At 61.1% G+C, this 22,383-nt stretch carries 24 protein-coding genes; 18 read left to right on the forward strand and 6 right to left on the reverse strand.

What is annotated here, in order from left to right; genetic code table 11:
* Positions 1-2 precede the first annotated feature (2 nt).
* The 7 genes from rnr (at position 3) to FHS83_RS18480 (ending at position 7,083) form a co-directional block, all read left to right on the forward strand.
* Positions 3-2,201 (forward strand): ribonuclease R, encoded by a 2,199-nt coding sequence (gene rnr, locus FHS83_RS18450; RefSeq protein ID WP_167084850.1) that lies wholly within the window; start codon positions 3-5, stop codon positions 2,199-2,201.
* A gap of 104 nt (positions 2,202-2,305) precedes the next feature.
* On the forward strand, positions 2,306-2,833 hold the full coding sequence (locus FHS83_RS18455) for a hypothetical protein (protein ID WP_167084853.1): 528 nt from the start codon (positions 2,306-2,308) through the stop codon (positions 2,831-2,833).
* A gap of 59 nt (positions 2,834-2,892) precedes the next feature.
* Positions 2,893-3,426, forward strand: coding sequence for a hypothetical protein (locus FHS83_RS18460; RefSeq protein WP_167084855.1), 534 nt, complete (start codon positions 2,893-2,895; stop codon positions 3,424-3,426).
* A 126-nt stretch (positions 3,427-3,552) separates the two neighbouring features.
* On the forward strand, positions 3,553-3,720 hold the full coding sequence (rpmG, locus tag FHS83_RS18465) for a 50S ribosomal protein L33 (protein WP_167084857.1): 168 nt from the start codon (positions 3,553-3,555) through the stop codon (positions 3,718-3,720).
* 192 nt (positions 3,721-3,912) lie between these two features.
* On the forward strand, positions 3,913-4,740 hold the full coding sequence (locus tag FHS83_RS18470) for a diacylglycerol/lipid kinase family protein (protein WP_167084859.1): 828 nt from the start codon (positions 3,913-3,915) through the stop codon (positions 4,738-4,740).
* 18 nt (positions 4,741-4,758) lie between these two features.
* Positions 4,759-6,330, forward strand: a complete 1,572-nt coding sequence (locus tag FHS83_RS18475; RefSeq protein ID WP_167084861.1) for an FAD-binding protein — start codon at positions 4,759-4,761, stop codon at positions 6,328-6,330.
* 81 nt (positions 6,331-6,411) lie between these two features.
* Positions 6,412-7,083 carry a polysaccharide deacetylase family protein gene (locus tag FHS83_RS18480; RefSeq protein ID WP_167084863.1) on the forward strand — a complete coding sequence of 224 codons (672 nt, stop codon included), beginning with the start codon at positions 6,412-6,414 and terminating at the stop codon, positions 7,081-7,083.
* Here FHS83_RS18480 and FHS83_RS18485 read toward each other — a convergent pair.
* Positions 7,080-8,015 carry an alpha/beta hydrolase gene (locus FHS83_RS18485; RefSeq protein WP_167084865.1) on the reverse strand — a complete coding sequence of 312 codons (936 nt, stop codon included), beginning with the start codon at positions 8,013-8,015 and terminating at the stop codon, positions 7,080-7,082. The genes FHS83_RS18480 and FHS83_RS18485 overlap by 4 nt on opposite strands.
* A 90-nt stretch (positions 8,016-8,105) precedes the next feature.
* Positions 8,106-8,318, reverse strand: a complete 213-nt coding sequence (locus FHS83_RS18490) for a hypothetical protein (protein ID WP_167084867.1) — start codon at positions 8,316-8,318, stop codon at positions 8,106-8,108.
* A 144-nt stretch (positions 8,319-8,462) separates the two neighbouring features.
* Here FHS83_RS18490 and coaBC point away from each other — a divergent pair, with 144 nt between their 5' ends.
* From coaBC to cysK, 4 genes are read left to right on the forward strand one after another with little or no spacing between them, the layout of a single operon-like run.
* Complete coding sequence (gene coaBC / locus FHS83_RS18495) at positions 8,463-9,653, forward strand: bifunctional phosphopantothenoylcysteine decarboxylase/phosphopantothenate--cysteine ligase CoaBC (protein WP_167084869.1); 1,191 nt, start codon at positions 8,463-8,465, stop codon at positions 9,651-9,653.
* Complete coding sequence (gene dut, locus FHS83_RS18500; protein ID WP_167084871.1) at positions 9,650-10,099, forward strand: dUTP diphosphatase; 450 nt, start codon at positions 9,650-9,652, stop codon at positions 10,097-10,099. The genes coaBC and dut overlap by 4 nt, the downstream gene beginning before the upstream one ends.
* A 3-nt stretch (positions 10,100-10,102) precedes the next feature.
* Positions 10,103-10,555, forward strand: coding sequence for an RrF2 family transcriptional regulator (locus FHS83_RS18505; RefSeq protein WP_167084873.1), 453 nt, complete (start codon positions 10,103-10,105; stop codon positions 10,553-10,555).
* Between the two features lie 13 nt (positions 10,556-10,568).
* Positions 10,569-11,531 (forward strand): cysteine synthase A, encoded by a 963-nt coding sequence (gene cysK, locus FHS83_RS18510; protein WP_167084875.1) that lies wholly within the window; start codon positions 10,569-10,571, stop codon positions 11,529-11,531.
* A 4-nt stretch (positions 11,532-11,535) separates the two neighbouring features.
* Here cysK and FHS83_RS18515 read toward each other — a convergent pair whose 3' ends face one another.
* Both FHS83_RS18515 and FHS83_RS18520 read right to left on the reverse strand, forming a co-directional pair.
* A complete protein-coding gene (locus tag FHS83_RS18515; protein WP_167084877.1) occupies positions 11,536-12,021 on the reverse strand; it encodes a PAS domain-containing protein in 486 nt (161 codons plus the stop codon).
* 159 nt (positions 12,022-12,180) lie between these two features.
* Entirely contained in the window at positions 12,181-13,122 is a 942-nt protein-coding gene (locus FHS83_RS18520; protein ID WP_167084879.1) for a glycerophosphodiester phosphodiesterase family protein, read from the reverse strand.
* A gap of 373 nt (positions 13,123-13,495) precedes the next feature.
* Here FHS83_RS18520 and FHS83_RS18525 point away from each other — a divergent pair, with 373 nt between their 5' ends.
* The gene (locus tag FHS83_RS18525) at positions 13,496-14,899 is read left to right on the forward strand and encodes an MATE family efflux transporter (RefSeq protein ID WP_167084881.1); all 1,404 of its coding nucleotides are present in this window, start codon (positions 13,496-13,498) and stop codon (positions 14,897-14,899) included.
* A gap of 90 nt (positions 14,900-14,989) precedes the next feature.
* Complete coding sequence (locus FHS83_RS18530) at positions 14,990-15,331, forward strand: hypothetical protein (RefSeq protein WP_167084883.1); 342 nt, start codon at positions 14,990-14,992, stop codon at positions 15,329-15,331.
* Here the strand turns inward: FHS83_RS18530 and ubiB are convergent, their stop codons facing one another.
* Together ubiB and ubiE are read right to left on the reverse strand one after the other, a co-directional pair.
* A complete protein-coding gene (gene ubiB / locus FHS83_RS18535; RefSeq protein WP_167084885.1) occupies positions 15,332-16,882 on the reverse strand; it encodes a 2-polyprenylphenol 6-hydroxylase in 1,551 nt (516 codons plus the stop codon).
* A gap of 6 nt (positions 16,883-16,888) precedes the next feature.
* The gene (gene ubiE, locus FHS83_RS18540) at positions 16,889-17,656 is read right to left on the reverse strand and encodes a bifunctional demethylmenaquinone methyltransferase/2-methoxy-6-polyprenyl-1,4-benzoquinol methylase UbiE (RefSeq protein ID WP_167084887.1); all 768 of its coding nucleotides are present in this window, start codon (positions 17,654-17,656) and stop codon (positions 16,889-16,891) included.
* Positions 17,657-17,668: 12 nt separating this feature from the next.
* On the opposite strand from ubiE, the gene mutM reads away from it, so the two are divergent.
* The 5 genes from mutM to dnaA all read left to right on the forward strand — a co-directional run bounded on the left by mutM (position 17,669) and on the right by dnaA (position 22,368).
* The gene (gene mutM, locus FHS83_RS18545; RefSeq protein ID WP_167084888.1) at positions 17,669-18,538 is read left to right on the forward strand and encodes a bifunctional DNA-formamidopyrimidine glycosylase/DNA-(apurinic or apyrimidinic site) lyase; all 870 of its coding nucleotides are present in this window, start codon (positions 17,669-17,671) and stop codon (positions 18,536-18,538) included.
* Between the two features lie 462 nt (positions 18,539-19,000).
* Positions 19,001-19,426: an alternative ribosome rescue aminoacyl-tRNA hydrolase ArfB gene (gene arfB, locus FHS83_RS18550; protein ID WP_167084891.1), complete on the forward strand. Its 426-nt coding sequence runs from the start codon at positions 19,001-19,003 to the stop codon at positions 19,424-19,426.
* Between the two features lie 132 nt (positions 19,427-19,558).
* Entirely contained in the window at positions 19,559-19,825 is a 267-nt protein-coding gene (gene rpsT, locus FHS83_RS18555; RefSeq protein ID WP_167084893.1) for a 30S ribosomal protein S20, read from the forward strand.
* 508 nt (positions 19,826-20,333) lie between these two features.
* The gene (locus tag FHS83_RS18560; RefSeq protein ID WP_167084895.1) at positions 20,334-20,768 is read left to right on the forward strand and encodes a rhodanese-like domain-containing protein; all 435 of its coding nucleotides are present in this window, start codon (positions 20,334-20,336) and stop codon (positions 20,766-20,768) included.
* 205 nt (positions 20,769-20,973) lie between these two features.
* Complete coding sequence (dnaA, locus tag FHS83_RS18565; RefSeq protein WP_167084897.1) at positions 20,974-22,368, forward strand: chromosomal replication initiator protein DnaA; 1,395 nt, start codon at positions 20,974-20,976, stop codon at positions 22,366-22,368.
* The last annotated feature ends 15 nt before the right edge of the window (positions 22,369-22,383 follow it).

Raw genomic sequence — 22,383 nt, forward strand, 5'->3', positions numbered from 1 at the left:
AGATGGCAAGAGGACCGGCCAAGAACGCGCCGCCCATTGATCGGCAGCGCGTGCTTGACGTATTGGCATCCGAGCCCGGCGCCACCAAGCGCGACATCGCCAAATTGCTTGGCATCAAGGGCTCGGACCGCATCATCCTGAAGCGCATCCTGAAAGAGCTGGAAGGCGAAGGCGTGCTCACCGGCTCGCGCCGGCGCGGCTATAACCGCCCAGGTATGATCCCCGAAGTCGCGGTGCTGGAAATCACCGGCCAGGACCCTGACGGCGAGCTTCTGGCGCGACCGATGAAATGGGAGGGCGAAGAGACCCCGCCCCGCATCCTGATCCTGACCGAAGACGCCATCGGGCTTGGCGAGCGCGTACTGGCGCGGCTGAAGAGCGTCGATGATGGCTTCGAAGCCAAGGTGATCAAGCGCCTCGGCGCCAGCGTGCATAAGGTGCTGGGCGTCCTCAAGATTTCCGGTAGCCACATCCGCATCCAGCCCATCGACCGCAAAAGCAAAAGCGAATTCAACGTCGATAAGCGCGATCTCAACGGCGCCGAGGACAATGACCTTGTCATCGCCGAGCCTTTGTCGGGCCGTACCTCCGGCTTCCCGCGCGCCCGCGTGGTGGAAACCATCGGCAGCATGGATGCGCCCAAGGCGGTCAGCCTGATCGCCATTCACGCCCACGGTATCCCGACCGATTTCCCCAAAGAGGTGATCGCGGAAGCCGAAGCCGCCCTGCCCGTCGATCCGCGTGGCCGCACCGATTTGCGCGCCATTCCGCTTCTGACCATCGACCCGGAAGATGCGCGCGATCACGACGACGCGGTGTGGGCCGCCCCGGATGAGGATCCCTCCAACAAGGGCGGCTATGTCACCCTCGTCGCCATTGCCGATGTCGCTCATTACGTGACGCCCGGCAGCGATCTCGACCGCGAAGCTTATAAGCGCGGCAATTCGGTCTACTTCCCCGACCGCGTGGTGCCGATGCTGCCCGAGAAACTCTCCGCTGATCTCTGCTCGCTGAAAGAAGGCGTCGACCGGCCTTGCATGGCGGTGCGGATGGTCTTCGATGCCAATGGCCGCAAACGCCATCACGAATTTTTGCGCGGCACCATGCGCTCCGCCGCGCGCCTGACCTATGCGCAGGCCCAGCGCGCCTTTGACGGCCATCCCGATGCCGATATGAGCGCGACGGTGAAGAAAGCCCTCGCCGATGTCTGGGGCGCCTATCTGGTGCTGCTGAAAGAACGCGAACACCGCGATCCGCTTGAATTGGATTTGCCAGAGCGCCGCATCAAGATCGGCGAAGACGGCAAGATCGCCTCCATCGCCTTCAAGGAGCGGCTGGAATCCATGAAACTCATCGAAGAGTTCATGGTGCTCGCCAATGTCGCTGCCGCCGAGACACTGGAAAAAGTGCGCACGCCGCTGATCTATCGTGTGCATGAGCCGCCTTCGAAAGAGAAGCTGTTCGGCTTCTCCGATTATCTGCGCACCATCGGCATGACCTTCGCCAAAGGCCAAGTGATGAAACCGGGCGTGTTCAACCGTATCCTTGGCAATGCCAAGGAAGGCCCGCATGAGCTGGTGATGAATGACGTGGTGCTGCGGACGCAATCGCAGGCCATCTATGACAACGTCAATCTCGGTCACTTTGGCCTCAACCTTGCCAAATACGCCCATTTCACCTCGCCCATCCGCCGTTATGCCGATTTGATCGTGCATCGCGCGCTGATCCGCGGCTTGAAGCTCGGCGATGGCGCGCTGAGCGACAAGGAAGCGATGCGGCTGCATGAGATCGCCGAACACATCTCCATGACTGAGCGCCGCGCCATGGCAGCGGAACGCGATTCCACCGATCGCTATGTCGCCGCCTTCATGGAAGATCGCGTCGGCGCGACCTTCTCGGCGCGGGTGACCGGGGTGACGCGCTTCGGCCTCTTTGTGCGGCTGGCGGACACCGGTGCGGAAGGGCTTCTGCCCGTGCGTGCATTAGGCACCGAGTTCTTCCAGCATGACGAGCGGCGCCATGCCCTGATCGGAGATCGCAGCGGCACGGCCTATAGCCTTGGCGATATTCTGACCGTGCGCCTGGCGGAAGCGGCTCCCCTCACCGGCGGATTGCGTTTCGATCTCGCCGAAGCGAATGAGGCTCCGCGTGTGAAACGCCGTGGTGCGCCGATCCGTCCGCGCAGCAAACGCCGTCGCTAAACTGTCTCAAGATGTAGTGATTGCGCACTGGCCGAGAGGACAGCGCGCGGGAGCTGCTCTACACTGCGCGCCGAAATTTACCCTGGATGGTTAGGGAGCGGGCGATGCGTTTTCTGGTTCCGGCTTTTGCAATGGTGCTGGCGGCATCGGCAGCTTATGCCGAAGAGGACTTGCCCACCCTTCTGTCGGAGGATGGCATCAGCGATGTGAAGATCGGCATGAAGCAGGATGCGCTCGAGCGCGCGCTGCATGAGAAGGTGCTTTTCAACGCCTATGCTAATGGCGGCTGCGTTGCCTTCACAACCAAGAAGCTTGAAGCCGCCGGTCTTGGCCTGCTGATGTTTCAAAAACAGCTCGCACGCGTTTCGGTGGAATACTACAGCGCAGATACGCACCCCTTGGCTATCAAGACCGCCGCAGGCATCGGGCTCGGATCGTCCGAAGAAGATGTGCTGAAAGCCTATCCTGGCGCCAAGGTGAAGCCGAACCCCGCCGATCCTTCCTGGCATACAGTCATTTGGGAGACCGCGGACCATTCCAAAGGGATCGTATTCGAAACCGATGGCAAGAAGGTCAAGAGCATGCGCGCAGGCCTGAATCCCTTCATTGCCACCCCCGATGGCTGCAGCTAGCAACACCTGCTTCTAGACGACCGGAAAGCAGACTAGAGTCCACGGTACCAGGAGGCAGCATGCGCGCGATGTATCTGGCCGCCGCGATTTTAGGATGGTGGACGAGCGCAGCTGCGGCTGAGCCAGCGCTGGTAGCGACGCCATTGGGCATTGGCGGGGTGAAGGTCGGGATGACCACCCAGGCCGCCGAGAAGGCCCTAGGGCAGAAACTGAAACTGGATTTCTCGATCGCTGGCGAAGCCTGCGCTCCCGCGTGGACGACCAAAAGCCGCCTCCAGGGCTATTACCTGATGGTGCAGGACAAGCGCGTTACCCGTATCGATATCGGCCTCCCGAAAAAGGCGAGCGGCCATGCGCCAATTTTAACCCCGGAGGGCGTCGGGGTCGGATCCAGCGAGGCTGCGGTGCGCAAAGCCTATGGCAAAAGGCTCCTGATCGAGCCGCATCCCTATCTCTATGACCAAGGGCATTATCTGATCGTCGAGGACAGCGACCACAAACACGGAATCATCTTCGAAACGGATACCAAGAGGGTAACGAGTTACCGGACGGGCCTATTCTCGGCCGTATCCTATATCGAGGGCTGCGCCTAAGAGAATTTTTCCTGGTTTTCTGCGGTTTTTCAGCTCTCTCTGCGGCCAAATTCCAGGCCGCTTGACTTCCAGGCCTTCCTGAGTAGGTTACGCGCCCTTCGGGCGTTTTTTCTTTTGGAGATCCCTATGGCGAAGCCGACCACGGCAAAAATCCGGCTCAACAGCGAGGGCGGCACGGGCTTTTTCTACGTGACGAAGAAGAACACCCGCACCATGACCGAGAAGTTCACGGTTCGTAAGTACGACCCGGTCCTGCGCAAGCACGTCGAATTCAAGGAAGGCAAGATTAAATAATCTCGCCCTAGCCTTACGGCGCGATCGCGCCACCGATGGCCGCCTTCGAGGGCGGCCATTTTGTTTTGGGCACTATTGTTTGGGCGGTTGGCGAACCAAGTTCCCTTTTTGCCGTTCTTCCTCTAGTCCTGATTGACAGGGCGCCCCCTAAAAGGGAGCCTTTCATGCCCACATGCGAGCAAGTTGGTCGACATGAGCGCCTTCGTGATCGTCGATCCGCGAGATACCGGTGCCAGCCGCAAGTGGCGCCAGCTCGAACCCAAGCTCGCCAGCCTCTATCCCTATATGTCCGTCGCCTTCCTGCGTAGGCGGGGGGAAGCGGCCACCCTCGTCTCCGCCGCCTTGCGCGAAGGCCATTCGGAAATCGTGGCGGTGGGTGGCACCGCTAACGAGGCTGTAAACGGCTTTTTCGATGCCGAAGGCGCTGTCTCGCCCGATGCGGTGCTGGCCGTGGTGGGCGGCGAGGATGAAAGCCTGACCCGACTGAAAGCGGCACCTATTCGCCCCATCGATATCGGGCGGGTACGCTATCTCTCGCGCGATGGCATCCCCCGGACCCGCTACTTCGCCAGCATCGCCTCCTTTGGACTTTCGGGGGTAATCGTGGATGCGATGAACCGCTCGCTTTCGGCGCGCCTGTTCGGGCGGCGGTTCGGCTTCGGCCTGCACCATGCCTTGGGGATGATGACCTATCGCGGCCGCGCAGTACGCCTGATCATGGATCGCACCCTGGACGAAATCGTCACCATCTCCTCGGTCGCCGTCGCCAATGGCCGCATTTTCGGCGAACCGCTCGAGCTCGTGCCCGACGCCAAGCCCGATGACGGTCAGTTCGATATCGTGATTATGGGCCAGGACCAAAACGGCGTCATGCGCGTCCTGCAAGGGCGCAAACTCATCGCCGCCCCGGTGGAAGAAACCCATGGCCGTCCTGTTCTGGTTGAGATCGACGGCGCCGCCGTAGGCCGCCTACCCGCGACATTCGAGATTCTCCCCCGTGCCCTGAATGTGCGATGCTAGGGTAACCTAGGAGTCGCCGTGAGTTTGGACCGCACGAAACTGCGTTGGAACGGTTGGGGCTGGGCCGCGCGCAAGGACGAGCTGGCCGCCCGCGACGACGTTTGGGCGTTCCTGGCGCAAGCCTTAGAGATGCCCGCGCTGCTGGCAACACCGCCGCGCCCCTTAGACGAACTCGCTTTGCCCCCTGCGCGGCTTTCGCTAGAAGACCGCGTTGAGCTGGGTGGGATTGTCGGCACAAGCCAAATCCGCGACAGCTTGGAGGAACGCGCATTTCACGCGCGAGGACGATCCTATCGCGATCTTCTCTTGCTGCGGAACGGTGAGATTTCACCTTTGCCGGACGCGGTTATTTATCCGCGCGGCAGCGATGAGGTGCTCGCCATTCTGGCGCTGGCCGCCGAACGCAATATCGGCGTCGTGCCGTTCGGCGGCGGCACCTGCGCCCCGCCCGCCTTGCGCGGCGATTGCGCCAGCGTGATCGCGCTCGACCTCACCGAGATGGATCATATCGGCAGCATCGATCCGGTTTCTCTCACGGCAGAAGTAGAGGCCGGCATCTATGGCCCCGCACTGGAAACGGCGCTGAAAGCCAAAGGGCTAACACTCAATCATTGTCCGGCGGAGTTTGAATTCTCCACCCTCGGCGGCTTCATCGCCCAAGGCGATGCCGATTGGCTGATCTCTGCCAAACTCGCCACTCCGAAAGGCTTGATAGAGGCCTCCACGCCGGAATTGCTGGCCCTGGTGAAAGGCTCGCGCGGGCATCTGGGTATTGTCACCGAAGCGGTGTTGCGGGTGCAGCCGGTCGCCGCACGACATGAGCATCGCGCTTATCTCTTCGCGAATATAGGGACGGCCATGGCAGCGCTCAGAGCCGCCGCGCAAGAGGATATTCGCGCCGAACTGCAGCTTTTCGACGCCGAACACACAAGCTTTCAGAGGCGTTTGGAAGGCCTTGGCAAAACCCAATCGCCTATTGCCAAGCTCGCAGCGCGATACGCCAAATGGCGCGGCTTCACTGAGGCCCCTTGCCTGATGCTCGCCAGTTTCGATGGCGACAACGCCCATGTCGCTTTCGCGCAAAACCGCTTTCGCCATCTCGCCAGCCGTTTCGGCGTGCTGGCACTTGGCCAGGCAGCTGGCGAGAGCTTCCGCCAGCAACGATTCCAAAGCTATTACCTGAGAGATTCCCTGCTTGATCGCGGCGCGGGATTGCTGCGTTTCGAACTGCGCACCTCCTGGGCCAAGCTCGCTTCGGTTTATGAGACCTGCCGGATGGCGTTGGAACAAGTGCTCTCTGCCACCTCACCGCGCGAAGGCGCAAAAGGACTGGTGCTGGGGCAGCTCGTCCAAGCGCGCAGCGATAGCGTGGGCATCGTCTTCACCGCAATTTTTCCGCGCGCCATCGGAGCCGATCTGGAGCAAGAGGAAAAGATCACCGCCGTGGCCCGCCAAGCCATCACCATGGCAGGTGGAGCGCTTCAAGGCGCCGATCAAGCCCCGCAGAGCGAAACGGGGCTTGGCGGCACGCTGCGCCGCGCCCTTAAGCAAAGCCTCGATCCCATGGGGGTGATGCGGCCCAAGACCTGATCAGACCGCGTCTTAACCTGGCTTTATGAGAGAGGCCGATACAGTTTGTATCGCCAATTTGGGACAACTGAGCCGCGCGCCATGAACACCTGTTTGATGCTGCACGGTGTCGGCCCCCTGCCCGCCCATATCGAGGCGGATGAAGCTCCTTATTGGATCAGCGCGGAAACCTTCACCATGCTTTTGCCGCTGGTGAAAAAACACTCGGCGCGGCTGACCTTCGATGATGGGAATGAAAGCGATTTCACCCTGGCCTTTCCCGCCCTTCGCGCGGCGGGGCTAAAGGCCTCTTTCTTTGTGCTCAGTGATCGCATTGGGCGAGATGCCTATCTCAGCGAAGATCACATCCGCACGATGCATCAAGGTGGCATGGAGATCGGCACGCATGGCGCGGCGCATCTCAACTGGACCAAACATTCCGATGCCGAAATCACGCGCGATGTCAGCGCCTCGATCGAGCGGCTGTCGGATATCATCGGCGCGCGGGTCACAAGCCTTGCCATTCCTTTCGGCCATTGTAACCGGCGAGTTTTGGCGGTGCTGCGCCACTTAGGGCTTTCGCGCATCTACACCAGCTTTCGCGGACCGGATTCCGACAAGGGCTGGATGGTCAGGCGCGACTGCGTGATGGCCGATTTCACACCCGCAGATATTGAAGCGCTGCTGACCTGCCCCCCTGCGCCGCACATTTCGGCGATACGCTGGCTGAAGATCTGGCGGCGTGCAGGCAATGCGTTTCTGAGAACTGCCTAGATCGTATCGAAAACACCCTTTAGCGCTTTAGCAGCCTCCACCAAGCTCGCGCGGGCTTGCGGAAAACGCGCACCAAACAAGATGAAATCATGGATCATGCCGGGATGCTCAGCGATGGTGACCGTGACGCCTGCAGCGCGCAGCTTTTCGCCATAGGCCAGACCCTCGTCATGCAAGACGTCATACTCGGCAAGCATGACATAGGCGGGCGGAAGGCCTGAGAGATCGCTGGCAAGAAGCGGCGACAGCTTAGGATCGCGCCATTGGCTCTCAGATGCGTACAGCTTGTAGCAATATTCCAGCGGCACGCGTTCGAGCTGAAAGCCTTCTGCGTATTTCTGCATCGAGGGGAAACCGCCGCCGAGCTGTGTCACAGGAAAGAGCAAGAGTTGGTAGACAATAGTAGCGCCCGCCTCAGCCTTGGCCCGCTGACATATGGCGGCGGCTAAAGCCCCGCCGGCGGAATCTCCGCCTACCGCGATACGATTGGGATCAATGCCGAGCGCGGCCGCATTGGCTTCGATGTAACCCAGCGCGGCATAGGCATCATCATAGGCGGCGGGAAAAGGATGCTCCGGCGCGAGGCGGTAATCGACGGCGATCACCCGGCAGCCTGCCTCGCCCGCAAACTCGCGGCATAAGGTTTCGTGACTCTCGAAATCGCCGACGCGAAAGGCACCGCCGTGGAAAAATACGAGCGCCGGAAGGGCCTCGCTGCCGGCAGCCACCGGCGTATAGAGACGCAAGGCAAGCGGGCCGCCGGGCCCGGCGATGGTCAGCGTCTCGACCTTGCCGATAGGCACGTCTTTCGGCCCGTTGGCCTTCACCATTTCGCGAAAGCCCGCGCGGGCCTCGGCCTCGCTCTGCTCCCAAGGTGGCGACAAAGGCGGCTGCTGGTCGAGAAATTCCTTCACCAGCGGATCGAGAGCCATGGCGCGCCTTCAGCAATGCTGCTCCACCACTGTGCTCGCAAGGCCGGAGCGCTTGCAAGGATTGGTTACAAATGACGGCAGTACCAGCCTTTAGTGCAAGACAGGACCTCCCTCCGGATCGAGACCGTAGCGCTGCACATCATCCACCAGGACGGAGATGAGGTACCAGAACTCCGCCCGGCGGTCGTCTCCTTCCACGTTGCGATCCCGGAAGGCGCGACGGGCAATATCCACAGCCAATTCGCCATGCTCTTCGGCGAGATCGCCTGCCATGCGGCAAAGAAATTGGGCGGAAACGGTCATTTTGGTGACCTGTGAAAAGGCACAAGCAAGTATCGCGCTTTACGGGTAAGCACCCGGTTAAAGCGTGCCGGCACTGGAAAATACATCAGACTGTCGTTATAATATCATTATTACGGCCCAGAAACGGGATTTCAGGAAGACCCAATGTCCAAGAGCATCCTGCTGATCATAGGCGGCGGAATTGCCGCCTATAAAAGCCTGGACCTGATCCGCCGTGCCAAGGAGCGGGAAATCTCCACGACCGCCATTATTACCAAGGCAGGGACGGAATTCGTTACCCCCTTGAGCGTCGCGGCGTTGAGCGGCAACAAGGTCTACACCGACCAATTCAGCCTCATGGATGAGACTGAAATGGGGCATATCCAGCTTTCCCGGGCTGCGGATCTGATCGTGGTGGCCCCTGCCACCGCCAATCTGATGGCCAGAGCCGCCAACGGGCTCGCCAGCGATCTTGCCTCTACGGCGCTTTTGGCGACTGATAAGCCGGTTCTGATGGCCCCAGCCATGAATGTGCGCATGTGGCAGCACCCGGCCACACAGCGCAATCTCGCCCAACTTCAAGCAGATGGCGTGCATTTCGTAGGCCCCAATGAAGGGGCAATGGCCTGCAACGAGTTCGGGCCCGGCCGGATGGCGGAGCCGCACGAAATCCTCGCCGCGATTGAACGCATTCTCTCAGGCACTGGTCCGCTTACCGGCGTGAAGGCGCTGGTAACGGCGGGGCCGACGCATGAGCCGATCGATCCCGTCCGCTTCATCGCCAACCGCTCGTCGGGCAAGCAAGGCTATGCCATCGCCAAAGCGCTTGCGACGGCGGGCGCCAAGACGACGCTGGTGTCCGGCCCCGTCGACCTTGCCCCGCCACCCGGCGTCAAGCTGGTGAGGGTCGAGACCGCGGCGGACATGCTGGCGGCTTGCGAAGCGCAGCTTCCTGTCGATGTGGCGGTGATGACGGCAGCGGTCGGCGATTGGCGCCCCGAAAGCCGCGCCACCTCCAAGCTCAAGAAAACCGGCAGCGGCGCACCCAGCCTCACGCTTGCTGAAAATCCCGACATTCTGGCCACGCTAGGCAAACACGCGCGACGCCCGCGCTTGTTGATCGGCTTTGCGGCGGAGACCGAAAACGTCGTCGCCTATGGCAGCGACAAGCGCACCCGCAAAGCCGCCGATTGGATTTTGGCCAATGACGTCAGCAAAGGCGTCTTCGGGGCCGATACCAATCGCGTGCACCTCATTTCCGAAGCCGGTGTCGAGAGTTGGCCGGAACTTTCCAAAGACGCGGTGGCCACACGCCTCGCCGATCACATCGTCAAAGCCCTGGAGAAGGCCGTATGAAACTTCCGATCCAACGTCTTAGCCATAGCGAAGGCCTTCCCCTGCCCCATTACGCGACCGAAGGCGCTGCGGGGCTTGATCTAGTCGCCGCTATCGACGCCGATCTGGTGTTGAAACCCGGCGCGCGTGCCCTGGTGCCGACTGGTGTGGCCATCGCCCTGCCGCAAGGTTTTGAAGCGCAGGTGCGCCCGCGCTCAGGTCTCGCGGTAAAGTTCGGCATCACGGTGCTCAATGCGCCCGGCACCATAGATTGGGATTATCGCGGCGAGATTAAATGCCCGATCATCAATCTTGGCGAAGAGCCCTTCACGATTACCCGCGGCATGAAAATCGCCCAGATGGTGATCGCGCGCTATGAGACCGCAACCCTTGAAGAAGTGAACGAGTTGCCGGCCACGGTACGTGGCGCGGGCGGCTTCGGCTCCACTGGACTAACGACGGCGTAAGAGATGCTAAAACTTTCCCGCAAAACCCTTCTGGCGCTCGAGGCGGTGATCGACATCGCCTTCAATGCCCGCCCTGAGCCGGTACAGGCCAAGGAAATCACTGCCCGCCAAGGCGTGCCGCAGCGTTACCTGGAACAGGTGATGCAGCAGCTTGTCCGCGCAGGCATCCTCAAAGGCGTGCGCGGCCCGCGCGGCGGCTATCGCCTTGCCAAGGAGCGCCGCCGTATTTCTGTCGGCGACATTGTGCGTGCGGCGGAACTCGCCGAAGACGAGACCAATGAGGAGGTGTTGCCGCGTTCAGAGCTCGGCCAGCGCATCGTGACGCCTTTTGTCCAAACACTGCAAGACGAGGTCATGGCACGGCTGGAGGCCATAACCGTTGAAGATTTATGCCAGAAGGCACGCGCCGCGGGCGTCAGCACCGAAGAACGCGATACCGCCGATTTCACCATCTAACGGAGCCCTTAAGATGAGCGACAAGAAGCCTGGACGTGGACGTATTTACAATTCGATCACCGAAACCATCGGCGACACCCCGCTGGTGCGGCTCTCGCGCCTGACCAAGGAAGCGGGCGTGAAGGCGGACATTCTGCTCAAGCTCGAATTCTTCAACCCCCTCGCCTCGGTCAAGGATCGCATCGGCGTCTCCATGATCGAAGCCTTGGAACGCCAGGGCAAGATCGTGGCCGGTAAGACCGTGCTGGTGGAACCGACCAGCGGCAACACCGGCATCGCGCTCAGCTTCGTCGCCGCCGCCAAGGGCTATCGCCTGATCCTGGTGATGCCGGAAACGATGTCGATCGAGCGCCGCAAGATGCTGATGATCCTCGGCGCGGAAGTGGTGCTGACCGAAGGCGCCAAAGGCATGAAGGGCGCCATCGCCAAAGCGCAGGAAATCGTCGCCGGAAATCCCGACGCGATCATGCCGCAGCAATTTGAGAACCCCGCCAATCCCGATATCCATCGCCGCACCACGGCGGAGGAAATCTGGAACGACACCGAAGGCAAGGTTGATGCGGTGATCTCGGGCGTCGGCACCGGCGGCACCATCACCGGCGTCGGCCAAGTTTTGAAGGCCAAGAAGCCAGGCGTGAAGATCATCGCGGTCGAGCCGGAAGATTCACCGGTGCTGTCGGGTGGCCAGCCTGGCCCGCATAAGATTCAGGGGATCGGCGCGGGCTTTGTGCCGGCGATCCTGGACAAATCCGTGCTGGATGAGGTTGTCACGATCTCGAATGAGACCGCCTTCGAAACGGCGCGCAAATCCGCCAAGCTGGAAGGCATCCCAGTCGGCATCTCCTCCGGCGCGGCGCTCGCGGCGGCCCTCGAAGTCGGCGCCCGTGATGACATGGCGGGCAAGACCATCGTGGTGATCATCCCCTCCTTCGCCGAACGCTATCTTTCCACCGCGCTGTTCGAAGGCCTCGCTTAAGCGCCTAAAAGTAGAACGAGAAGGTGAGCGCCCAGCGGTCCACGCCGTTGGGCGCGATCACCGGGATCTGAAGCAGTTCGAGACGCAACACTTCCACACTGCCCGCGCTATGGCGCACATGCATCATGCGCGGCTCACCATTGACAGTCACGTCGTGCAGAATCTGGCGGCGTATTTGAACGTCCTCAGGCGCAAATAAGCGCGAGAAACGTTCGCCGGTGATATCGCGCCCAAAGCGGCGCACCGTGCCGCTTCCGGCCAAATGCACCCTGAAATCCTCGCCGCCATCGATCGGTTCATAGACAATCACCCGGCTCAAAAGTGGGGCGATCGCCCGTGAAGGCACATCGCGCCCCATCCGCAAACCGTCAGCAGGACGCTCGCGCCAGAAGCGCAACGCGATTTCACCGCTAGGATGTGTAAGCTGATCGACGACCTGGAAATCATTGGTCGTCAATCCACTTTCGACCCAAGCAGAAATCCGGTCCATTACGATTGCATCCGCGTGTTGCTCACACGAACCTAAAGAGCGTCGCTGACCCAATTCTTAATCAATAGAGGCAAAGCCGATGGCAGTTCGGCGAAAGCCAAGACCTTTTTGTGGCATTTTTGTAAACACGTAAAATCGGCTCTCGCGAAGGACGAGTTGTCAGTAGCTATCCACAGCAGCGAGCATATCTGGACGATCTGTATAGATCGCATCCAATCCCAGAGATGCCATTTTACGCATCAAGTTTGGTTCATTAACGGTCCAGGTTGCGAGCCGTAAGCCCAAGCCGCGCGCCTCCCCTACAGTCTCTTCTGTAAGATCGACCCACATCGGGTCCCAGCCATCCCCGCCCGCTTCTTTGACCGCCCGAATAATAGAGCCGCCGTGATGCACCGCATCGAAACCAGCAGCCCAGGGCGAAACACCTTCGCGCGCCCAATACCGGAGCATTTGTAAGGCCTGCTCGCTTGGCGGATCGGCTTCCGGCGGTGGGGCATCGTGGCCGAACCAGCTCAGCGGCATACTGGTGAACCAGCATTCGGTTTTGGAGGCATATTTTTTTGCCGCAATCAGCGCCGCCCAATCGAAGCCGACGAAAATCGTGTGATCGAGATAGTTGTGCTCCCCCAACACTTCGACGGTGCGCGCGGCGAGTTCTTCTGGGTCAGCGCTCTCCTCACGATTGGCAAAAGACGTCTTTAGTTCGACGATTAACTTAAAGGGATCGCGCGCAGTGCGGGCCACCGCAATCACTTCGGACAAGAGAGGTACGCATTCGCCATCCTGCCAATGGACGTCAGGATGAGATTTTGCATAGATACTGTCGGGATCGGCGCGCCCCACTTCATAGCGGCGGAGCTCCTCCAGGGTGAGATCTTTGATACGCGGGCCGGGATCGGCGATCCAGCGGCCTTCGAAATCGCGCGTGAGGGCCGGTTTCAAACGCCAATCGTGATGCACGATGACCTGGCCGTCGGCGGTGAGCTGCACATCCAGCTCGGCGCCCTGACAGCCGCGCCAGACAGCATCAGCAAAGGCCGAGAGCGTGTTCTCGGGACGGAGCTGCGCCCCGCCGCGATGGGCGATGTTCCACGGAACCATGGCGTCATCCTCACGAGTCGCGTTTTAAAAAGGGTAACAGGGGTGGGATATACCCTAAAGCGTAGAATGCTGTGACTGTGGCGCACCTCAGCGCCCGTCGCGTAACCGCCCTCCGCCGCCCCGTGTTGACTTCGTTTGTCCCCCAGCGTACCTCCTTCGGCGCGGCAGGGATGGTCCCTGCCGCCCATCTACATGAGCCCACGATGATCCATCCGCGTTGCGAAATGGCTGGCACGTACGCCCTTCCGGGCGGCACGCCGTCGTTTGGGCTTTTGGAGGAGTGCTGCGCCTAGACCGGCTTGATACGGTTCTTTCGCGACCCTCCCGAGCCCGGCTCTGGAGGGTTTTTTATTTCTCGAATTTTGGTTCTGCCATGACTGACATGACGCAAACAGAGACGATGGAGTTCAAGACTTCCCCTTGGGTGACCGAGGTGCGGGAGCTGATGAAACTCGCCCTGCCGCTGATCGCCACCCAGCTCGCGCAAATGGCCATTTTGACCACCGACGTGATCATGCTGGGGCGCTTGTCCAAGGAAGCCCTGGCCGGTGCGGCGCTGGGCAATACCGTGTTCTATTTCGCTTGGCTGTTCGGGCTTGGCCCCACGGCGGCGATCTCGCCGATGATCGCCCATATCCTGGGCGCCAAACCGCGCGATAAGGCCGGCGTGCGCGCGGCCACCCGCATGGGATTTTGGGCGATTATTCTGCTTTCGGTGCCACTGACAGCATTCCTGTTCTTCGCCAAGGACGTGCTTATCCTCTTGCAGCAGAAGCCTGAACTAGCCGAAGCGGCGAGCCATTTCGTGCAGCCCTTGGGCTTTGGCATGATCTTCTCGCTCGGCTTTCAGGTGCTGCGCAGTTATGCGACCGCGCTCGAAAAGCCAAACTCCGCGCTTTGGGTGATGCTGGCTGCCATTCTCTTTAACGCGGCTGCCGACTATGCCCTGATCTTTGGCCATTTCGGCTTTCCGAAGCTTGGGCTGGTCGGTTCGGGCATTGCGAGCGCGAGTTCCTATGCCTTCAGCTTCTTCGCCATGCTGGTGGTGGTCTTCCTGACGCCCAAGCTGCGCGAATACCGCATCTTCCGCCGTTTCTGGCGCTGGGACTGGCCGAAATTCATCGAGGTCTTCCGCCTTGGCATGCCCATCGGCATGACCATGCTGTTCGAGGCTGCGCTGTTCAACAGCTCCATGCTGATCATGGGGACTTTCAGCACGGCTGCGCTGGCGGCCCATCAGGTGGCGCTCAATGTGCCCTCGCTCACCTTCATGGTGCCGCTGGGGATCGCCATGGCCGCGACGGTACGAGTTGGCCTCTTTGCCGGTGCCGAGGACAGGCATGGCGTGCGGCGTGCTGGGCTTACCGCCCTCACCATCGGGGGCGGGTTCATGATCTTCACCGCCCTGTTCCTCGCCCTCTTCCCGCGCCAGATCGCCGGTCTCTATTTCGCCGCCGACGACAGGGCCAATGCGGATGTGCTGGCGCTAGCCATCACCTATTTGCGAATCGCGGCGGCGTTCCAGGTTTTCGACGGGGTGCAAGTGGTGGCGTCGTTCGCCTTGCGCGGGTTGAAGGACGCCCGCATGCCGATGTGGATCGCCGGAGCCTCCTATTGGCTGATCGGTTTCCCGCTTTGCCTGGGGTTAGGCGTCTGGGCCCATTGGCAGGGGATCGGGGTCTGGATCGGCCTTGCTTTTGCCTTAATGACGGCGGCAATCTTGCTAAGTTGGCGGTTTGTGGCCCTATCGCGTCTAACTGCGGCAGAGCCAGCTTAACACGCCAGATTGTTGCGGAGGGCGGCAATGCGCTGGGCGGCTTTGCTGGCGGTCGGAGTTATCTCCACCGCCGTAGCGGCGCGAGCAGATATGAACGAGGTTCGGTTGCCTGCCGGTGATCCGGTGGTGGCGCCGGATAGCGGTGGCGGCTCGACGCCGCATGCCGCGCGCGGGCAGTTGCTAGGCCTCTCCTGCTCCAATGTCGAAAAAGCCGGTGACGGCGTTTCCGTGGTGCTGTTCCCCAACAACAATGATGACCCCACTGGCATCACCGGGGTTCTCGCGACCGACCAGAATGTCGAGCCAGGCCTCGTGCATGTGCGCGTACCGGACTTCCCGGAACTCTCCGACCATACGCTGCGCGTGAAGGCCTTTTACCGCGACGCCGGCGGCGCACATGTCTGCGACGGCGGGAACGTCAAGATCAACTAACTACAGCACCCGCACCAACAGCGCGGCGGCGGCAGCTGCGGCTGCGATGCCGAGCAGGATCAGTGTGGCGCGCTCGCCGCTCTCGTTGCGCTCACGCTGAGGGGCAACGCGCAAGCCCTCCCCCGTCAGCTTGGCCGCGATGAGTTCGACATTGCGGATGAAATCCGGCAGACGCTGCGCCGATTTCGCCAGCGCCGAAACGGTTTCACCGATGTCTTTGAGCTTGGCCTTGGGCGATAGGCTGTCCAGCATAAAGGCTTCCACGACCGGCCGGCTGGCTTCCCAGATGTCGAAATCGGGATCGAGCGCGCGGGCGACGCCTTCCACCACCACCATGGTCTTCTGCAGAAGTAAGAGCTGGGGCTGGGCCTGCATCTCGAAGCGGCGGGTAGTGTCGAAGAGCTGCTGCAGCAGCTTGGCCATGGAGACATCGCGCGCAGGCCGCCCGAAGATCGGCTCCCCCACCGCGCGCAACGCCTGGGCAAAGGTCTCTATCGGGAAATGCGAGGGCACGAATTGCTGCTCAAAATGCGCGCGGGCGACACGCAGGTAATCGCGGGCGAGAAAGCCGCCAATGGTCTCGGCCATGAAGCGGCGGGTCGCCACATCCAGGCGGCCCATGATGCCGTAATCGACTGCCACCAGCCTGCCCTGCCGGTCGACGAAGAGATTTCCCGGATGCATATCGGCGTGGAAAAAGCCTTCGCGCAGCGCCTGGGTGAGGAAGGTGCGCATCACGATCAGCGCGATCTTCTTGGGATCGTGCCCGACCGCCTTTAGCGCCTCGATATCGCGCAAAGGCACGCCATCGATCCATTCGGTGGTGAGAACACGGCTGGAGGAGCGCGCCCAATCGACTTGCGGCACGCGGAATTGGCTGTCGCCTTCCATCCGCTCGGCAAGTTCGGAGGCCGCGGCGGCTTCCATACGAAGATCAAGCTCGAGGGCGGTGGAATCCGCGAGGGTTTCGATCAAAGCCGTGAGCCGCAGACGGCGAGCCTCGGCGGAAAAGCGCTCTGCCAGACGGGCGGCGAAAGCAAGCGTGGAAAGATCGCGGGCGAATTCCTCTTCGATGCCGGGACGCAGCACCTTCACCGCCACGCGCTTGGGCGGGTCCTCGCTGGTTTCGGCCTCATGCACCTGGGAGATGGAGGCTGCCGCCACCGGCTCGCCAAAGCGGATGAAAAGCTTATCCAGCGGCTTGTTGAATTCGCGCTCAACCACAGCGCGGGCATCCGCAGAGGGAAAGGCAGGAAGCCGGTCCTGCAAACCTTCGAGTTCGGTGGCGACATCAGCCCCGACCAGATCCGGGCGTGTCGCCAGTACCTGCCCCAGCTTGATATGGGCCGGGCCCAAACTCTCCAAGGCACGCGCCAAGCGATAGCCCGGCGTGGTGCCGTCCTTCACCCGGCCTGAACCCAGCACCCGGCGCAGGAAGCGCACGCGCGCGGGCATCAGCGCCATATACTCAGCCGGGAACAGCGCATCGTGGCGCGCCAGCGTGCGCGCGATCTTCCACACCCGGAACAGATTGGAGAGGCTTGAAGGCATAAAACGTCAAATCTTCCAGGCCGAATGCATGGCCGAAATGCCGCCGGAGAGATTGCGTACCTTCACCTGGGACAGCCCCGCCTCTTCGATCATGCGGGCAAATCTGGCCTGGTTCGGGAAACGGCGGATACTCTCCACGAGGTATTGATAGGACTCACGATCCTTGGCCACCCATTCCCCGATCGTAGGCAGGAGGTGGAAGGAGAATTTGTCGTAGAGCACATCGAGGCCGGGGACCACGACCTGGCTGAACTCGAGGCAGAGGAACCGCCCGCCCGGCTTTAAGACCCGCCGCGCCTCGGCAAGCGCGTTCTCGATATGGGTCACATTCCGGATACCGAAAGCGATGGTGTAGCTGTCGAAGCTGTTATCGGCGAAGGGCAGATGCTCGGCATTGCCTTCGACCCAGGTCAGCGCCGTCTCGCCCTTTTTCTCGGCCCGCACCTGGCCCTCGGCCAGCATGTCAGGGTTGATGTCGCAGACCGTTACATCCGGCTCGCCGCCGCGCTTACGGACAGCCCCCGCGATGCGGAAGGCGATGTCGCCCGTCCCGCCCGCCACATCCAGGCATTTCCAGCCCGGCTGGGGGTTCAGCCAGCCGACGAAAACGTCCTTCCAGAGCCGGTGGACGCCACCGCTCATCAGGTCGTTCATCAGGTCATAATTCTTGGCCACGGAGGAAAACACCCCGCGCACCAGCTTTTCCTTTTCGGCCTCGGGAACATCGCGGAAGCCAAAAGAGGCGGTATGATCGGTCAGAGATTCAGTCGACATGACCAGACCATAATGCCTGAGCTTCCCGAAGTCGAAACTGTTCGTACAGGACTGGCCCCCGCTTTTGAGGGGCGCAAACTGGTTAAGGTGGAGACCCGCCGGGGCGATCTGCGTCGCCCCTTCCCGAAGGATTTCGCCAAAAGGCTGACAGGGCGGCGGGTCATAGCCCTCAAGCGGCGGGCGAAATACATTCTGGCCGAGCTGGATAACGGGGAAACCCTGGTCATCCATCTCGGCATGAGCGGGCGTATGGCGGTCTATGCGGAGGGGCGGACGCGAAAACTGGGGGAGTTCGTCTATGAGGCCGCGCCGCCCGAGGCGGGGACCGGTAAGCACGATCACGTGATCTTCGAGACCGATGCCCCTGCCCGCATCGTCTTCACCGATCATCGCCGTTTCGGGCTGATGGATCTGATTTCCACAGAGCATCTGGAGGAAAGCGATCTCTTCCATGGGATGGGGGTGGAGCCGCTCTCCAACAGTTTTCACGAAGAGTATCTGGCCGCCGCGCTGAAAGGCAAAAAGACGCCAATCAAATCCGCCCTGCTCGACCAGCGGCTGATCGCGGGACTGGGCAATATCTATGTCTGCGAGGCGCTCTTCAGGGCGCATATCTCGCCCAAGCGGCTCGCGGGCAAGGTGACAGCGGCGTCCATTCCCCTTCTGACACGGGCTATCAAAGATGTTTTGACGGAAGCCATCGCGGCGGGCGGTTCTACCTTGCGCGATTACAAGAAGGCCGATGGCAATCTCGGCTATTTTCAGCACGCCTTCAAAGTCTATGGCCGCGAAGGCGAGGCTTGTGCTGATTGCGGAGGAACCATCAAGCGCATCGTGCAGGCGGGGCGCTCCACCTTCTATTGCCCGAAATGCCAAAAGTGAAAAGCTAAGCGGTCATACCCGCATGTCATCCCGGCCAAGCGCTGCGCATTGGCGGAAAAGTTGATGCACAGGAGATGGGACAGCGCGCAGAGCCGGGATCCACTCCAACATCGTCCAGATTTCCAAGTGGTTCCCGGATCGCGCCCTCATCCCAAACTTAAAAATCATCGCGGGCGCGTCCGGGATGACAATTTAAAGAAAAAGCCTGCCTAAAAGCGTTTTTGCGCGGAGGGTAGACTCCTCCCGTCTCGCTTTTGCAGGCGCGCTTTGAATATCACCGGCGAAAGAAAAGAAGGGGCCGGCCCTATCAAGGGTGAGGCGAAGAGGACCGGCCCATTCGACAGCTACGGTGATCTTTTAGAGATGGTGGCTACTTCGCCAGCTTCAAGGGTGGCGCTGCAAATTTCATCTTGCGAGAGAGCTCGCCTTAACGCGGAAATTTTGAAATAGACTGTCCCCATCATGGCTGGAATTCGTATCACCGATGAAATTGCCCTCGACGAACGCGAGGTTGAAGAGAGCTTTGTGCTCGCCTCGGGTCCCGGCGGGCAGAACGTCAACAAGGTCTCGAGCGCGGTGCAGCTGCGCTTTAATGTAGCGCTGTCCCTCAGCCTGCCCGAACCCGTCCGCTACCGGCTGATGACACAGTTAAAAAGCCGCCTGACCAATGGTGGCGAGCTGATCCTGGTGGGGCGCAAATTCCGCGACCAGAACCGCAACCGGGAGGATGTTCGGGCCCGGCTGGTGGAAATCATCAAGGCTGCGACCGTAGAGCCCAAGAAGCGCTTTAAGACTCGCCCGCCCCGGGGCGCGGTGGAAGACCGCCTGAAGGATAAGAAAAAGCAGGCCGCCAGGAAGCAAGGCCGGGGTAGATTTCGGGACGAATAGCCCCAAAAGGCCAGGAATCCCGCCACAGGACACGGAAACTGCCCGAGAAGGACAAATAGCCCCGTCTTCTGAATTGACCCGGGGCCCAGCACGGGCTATACGCCCCGCCTCTTGAATTCACGGAAGTGACCAATGCCGAATATCGCCTCTGCCAAGAAGCGCACCCGTACCACGGAGAAGCGCCAGGCCATCAACCACTCGCGCAAGACCCGCATCCGCAGCTTTGTGCGCAAGGTTGAGGAAGCGATCCTGTCCGGTGACTCCGCTGCCGCCCTCGCCGCCCTCAAGGCTGCCGAGCCAGAAATCATGCGCGGCGTCTCCAAGGGCGTGGTGCACAAAAATACCGGTGCACGGAAGGTTTCGCGCCTTTCCAAGCGCGTCGCCAAACTGTCAAAGTAATCTCGGCCCCGGCCTTCCGCCGCGCGAGATGAAATTTTTATGAAGACGGGCCCATGCTTGTTTTGGGCCCGTTTTTATTTGTCTTCGCCGCAATGGTGACACAATCTGCCGCAGTTTCTCCGATTGTTCCGTAACGTGTGTCAGAGCGTGACAGTTTGGTTTCGTTAACCCCCTGATTCGACAAAATTAACCACCTCACCCGCTTAATTCCGTATAAAGAACATATAGTTAGGAATGGGTCGTGGAATTTCTTCCGTCATAGAATCTTCGCATGTTCAACCTCCGTTCCCTTGAGTCGCGTCGGGGATTTTGCTTAAGGTTCTCCCTGCTCAAGGCGAGAGAACACAACAATGCCTAAGACAAAAAAAGAAAAGAGAAAGGCGTTGTGTGAGGCCCGAAGTCCAGTTCGGGTCCTTTCTCAGTAAACTTAAGTAAAAGCGTCTCCTATTATTTGAACCCGCGAGAACTTTCTCGCGCGTAAAGTCGTCTCTGCTTTGGAAGTTCTGTGATGGTTTTCCCCTCCTCCACCTCTGACTATGCCGGTGACGTGAGTGTCACGGAGGCTTGGGAGCTGATCTCCCAGGGGGCCGTGCTGGTGGATGTGCGCACCGCAGCGGAATGGGCCTTTGTCGGCCTGCCGGACCTTTCCTCTTTGGGGCGGACGGTCGCGCGCGTGGAATGGCAGAGCTTTCCGAGCGGGCAGCCGAACCCAGGTTTCCTTCCAGAGGTGGTGGCCGCGGTCGGCGAAGACAAGGACGCAAAGATACTTTTCCTCTGCCGGTCCGGCGCCCGGTCTCGGGCTGCGGCAATCGCCCTGACGGCGGCAGGCTATGAAAACTGTTTCAACGTGGCTGGCGGCTTTGAGGGGGACCTCGATCAGCACCGCCAGCGCGGCAAGATTAATGGCTGGAAGGCAGAAGGCCTTCCCTGGGCCCAAACATAAAGGGAGGACAACATGCTTAGGGGAGATGCGCTGCGGCGCGTTGGAGGGGTTTAGAGCCCAAGACCGGGTTCTTCGCAGGTTTGTACGAGTAAATGACGGATGGGGGCGCGCCGCCTGCTGCGGTGAGCCTAAGATGCGGGTGTGGGATATGGGACAAGTGACAAATAAGCCGACATCGAGGGATTGGCCTGCGCGCTGGGCATGCGTGCGTGAGCGCCTTCGCAAGGAACTGGGCGATCCGATTTTCGAGGCGTGGATTGCGCCTCTGACCCTGGAAAGCTGGGACAAGGACGAGCTGAAGATCGGCGCGGCCAAGCCCTTCGTGCGCAACTGGGTCATCAATCATTACGTCGCCCGTATCGAGCGCGCCTTCCGCGCCGAGCAGGCCGAACCCGCCGCCCTCAACGTCGTTGTGACCCAGGCCCAGCCCCAGGTCGCCGCTGCCGTCTCCAAGGCGCCGGTGGAGATCGTTCCGGCTGCCCCGCTTTCGCCGCCGCCCTCCAACGTCGCCTATATGCCGCATGTCTCTCCCGACGCTGCGGCGGGCGCCATGCAGGGGCTGTGGAGCCGCATGCTGCATCCGCAGCAGACCTTCGACAGCTTCATCGCCGGCCAAGCCAATGAATTCGGCCTGGGCGCCGCCAAGGCCTTCAGCGAAGGCGCGGGCGACATGCCCCTGCTCTTCATCCATGGCGGCTTCGGCTATGGCAAAACCCATCTTCTCAACGCCGCGGCGCTCGAGTTCCGCAAGCGCGGCAAGAAGGTGCTGTTCCTGCGCGCCGAAGACTTCATGCGCCACTTCCTGGGCGCGCTCTACCGCAAGGACACGCTCGCCTTCAAAGACGAGCTGCGCACCGCTGATGTGCTGATCATCGACGATCTGCAGCATATCTGCCGCTCCACCGCGACGGCCTCGGAGTTCCTCTACACCGTCAACGCGCTGGCCGATCTGCGCCGCCGCGTGGTGATCGCCGCCGACCGCGCCCCCTCTGCCCTCGAAGGCCTGGGCGCCGACGTGAAGAGCCGCATCTCGGGCGGCCTTGTCGTCCAGCTCGGCAAGCCGGATCGTGACACCCGCCTCGCCATCCTGAAGGCGCGCGCCGCCGACTTCGCCCGCCTGCGCCCCGAAGTGCGCATTCCCGAAGAGGTGCTGGACCGCATCGCCGATCTGGAAGATGCCTCCCCGCGCGATACCATCGCCATCTTCACCAAGCTTGCCACCTATGCCGACCTCACCAAGAAACCGGTGACGGCGGAGATGGCCGAGGAAGCCGTCGGCATGCGCGCCAGCGGCAGCCTTTCGCCCAAGACCTCCATCGAGGACATCCAGAAGAAGACCGCCGAGTTCTATAAGCTCGACGTGCGCGACTTCCATTCGCCCCAGCGCGCCCGCCGCGTCGCCCGCCCCCGTCAGGTGGCGATGTATCTGGCGCGCAAGCTGACGACCCGCTCACTGCCCGAGATCGGCCGCCGCTTCGGAGGCCGCGACCACACCACCGTGCTGCATGCCTGCCGCCGGGTGGAAGCGCTCTGCAATGAGGACGCCCTCTTCAAGCAAGAGGTCGATTTCTTGAGCCAGATGCTGTCGAAACTGAACTAGGACTTGGGAAAACTG

This window comes from Rhizomicrobium palustre (assembly GCF_011761565.1).
Taxonomy (GTDB): domain Bacteria; phylum Pseudomonadota; class Alphaproteobacteria; order Micropepsales; family Micropepsaceae; genus Rhizomicrobium; species Rhizomicrobium palustre.

Excerpts from the sequence above, each read along its gene's own strand:
- rnr (WP_167084850.1), top strand. The coding sequence starts at position 3 with ATGGCAAGAGGACCGGCCAAGAACGCGCCGCCCATTGATCGGCAGCGC.
- FHS83_RS18455 (WP_167084853.1), top strand. The coding sequence starts at position 2,306 with ATGCGTTTTCTGGTTCCGGCTTTTGCAATGGTGCTGGCGGCATCGGCA.
- FHS83_RS18460 (WP_167084855.1), top strand. The coding sequence starts at position 2,893 with ATGCGCGCGATGTATCTGGCCGCCGCGATTTTAGGATGGTGGACGAGC.
- rpmG (WP_167084857.1), top strand. The coding sequence starts at position 3,553 with ATGGCGAAGCCGACCACGGCAAAAATCCGGCTCAACAGCGAGGGCGGC.
- FHS83_RS18470 (WP_167084859.1), top strand. The coding sequence starts at position 3,913 with ATGAGCGCCTTCGTGATCGTCGATCCGCGAGATACCGGTGCCAGCCGC.
- FHS83_RS18480 (WP_167084863.1), top strand. The coding sequence starts at position 6,412 with ATGAACACCTGTTTGATGCTGCACGGTGTCGGCCCCCTGCCCGCCCAT.
- FHS83_RS18485 (WP_167084865.1), bottom strand. The coding sequence starts at position 8,015 with ATGGCTCTCGATCCGCTGGTGAAGGAATTTCTCGACCAGCAGCCGCCT.
- FHS83_RS18490 (WP_167084867.1), bottom strand. The coding sequence starts at position 8,318 with ATGACCGTTTCCGCCCAATTTCTTTGCCGCATGGCAGGCGATCTCGCC.
- coaBC (WP_167084869.1), top strand. The coding sequence starts at position 8,463 with ATGTCCAAGAGCATCCTGCTGATCATAGGCGGCGGAATTGCCGCCTAT.
- dut (WP_167084871.1), top strand. The coding sequence starts at position 9,650 with ATGAAACTTCCGATCCAACGTCTTAGCCATAGCGAAGGCCTTCCCCTG.
- FHS83_RS18505 (WP_167084873.1), top strand. The coding sequence starts at position 10,103 with ATGCTAAAACTTTCCCGCAAAACCCTTCTGGCGCTCGAGGCGGTGATC.
- cysK (WP_167084875.1), top strand. The coding sequence starts at position 10,569 with ATGAGCGACAAGAAGCCTGGACGTGGACGTATTTACAATTCGATCACC.
- FHS83_RS18515 (WP_167084877.1), bottom strand. The coding sequence starts at position 12,021 with ATGGACCGGATTTCTGCTTGGGTCGAAAGTGGATTGACGACCAATGAT.
- FHS83_RS18520 (WP_167084879.1), bottom strand. The coding sequence starts at position 13,122 with ATGGTTCCGTGGAACATCGCCCATCGCGGCGGGGCGCAGCTCCGTCCC.
- FHS83_RS18525 (WP_167084881.1), top strand. The coding sequence starts at position 13,496 with ATGACTGACATGACGCAAACAGAGACGATGGAGTTCAAGACTTCCCCT.
- FHS83_RS18530 (WP_167084883.1), top strand. The coding sequence starts at position 14,990 with ATGAACGAGGTTCGGTTGCCTGCCGGTGATCCGGTGGTGGCGCCGGAT.
- ubiB (WP_167084885.1), bottom strand. The coding sequence starts at position 16,882 with ATGCCTTCAAGCCTCTCCAATCTGTTCCGGGTGTGGAAGATCGCGCGC.
- ubiE (WP_167084887.1), bottom strand. The coding sequence starts at position 17,656 with ATGTCGACTGAATCTCTGACCGATCATACCGCCTCTTTTGGCTTCCGC.
- mutM (WP_167084888.1), top strand. The coding sequence starts at position 17,669 with ATGCCTGAGCTTCCCGAAGTCGAAACTGTTCGTACAGGACTGGCCCCC.
- arfB (WP_167084891.1), top strand. The coding sequence starts at position 19,001 with ATGGCTGGAATTCGTATCACCGATGAAATTGCCCTCGACGAACGCGAG.
- rpsT (WP_167084893.1), top strand. The coding sequence starts at position 19,559 with ATGCCGAATATCGCCTCTGCCAAGAAGCGCACCCGTACCACGGAGAAG.
- FHS83_RS18560 (WP_167084895.1), top strand. The coding sequence starts at position 20,334 with ATGGTTTTCCCCTCCTCCACCTCTGACTATGCCGGTGACGTGAGTGTC.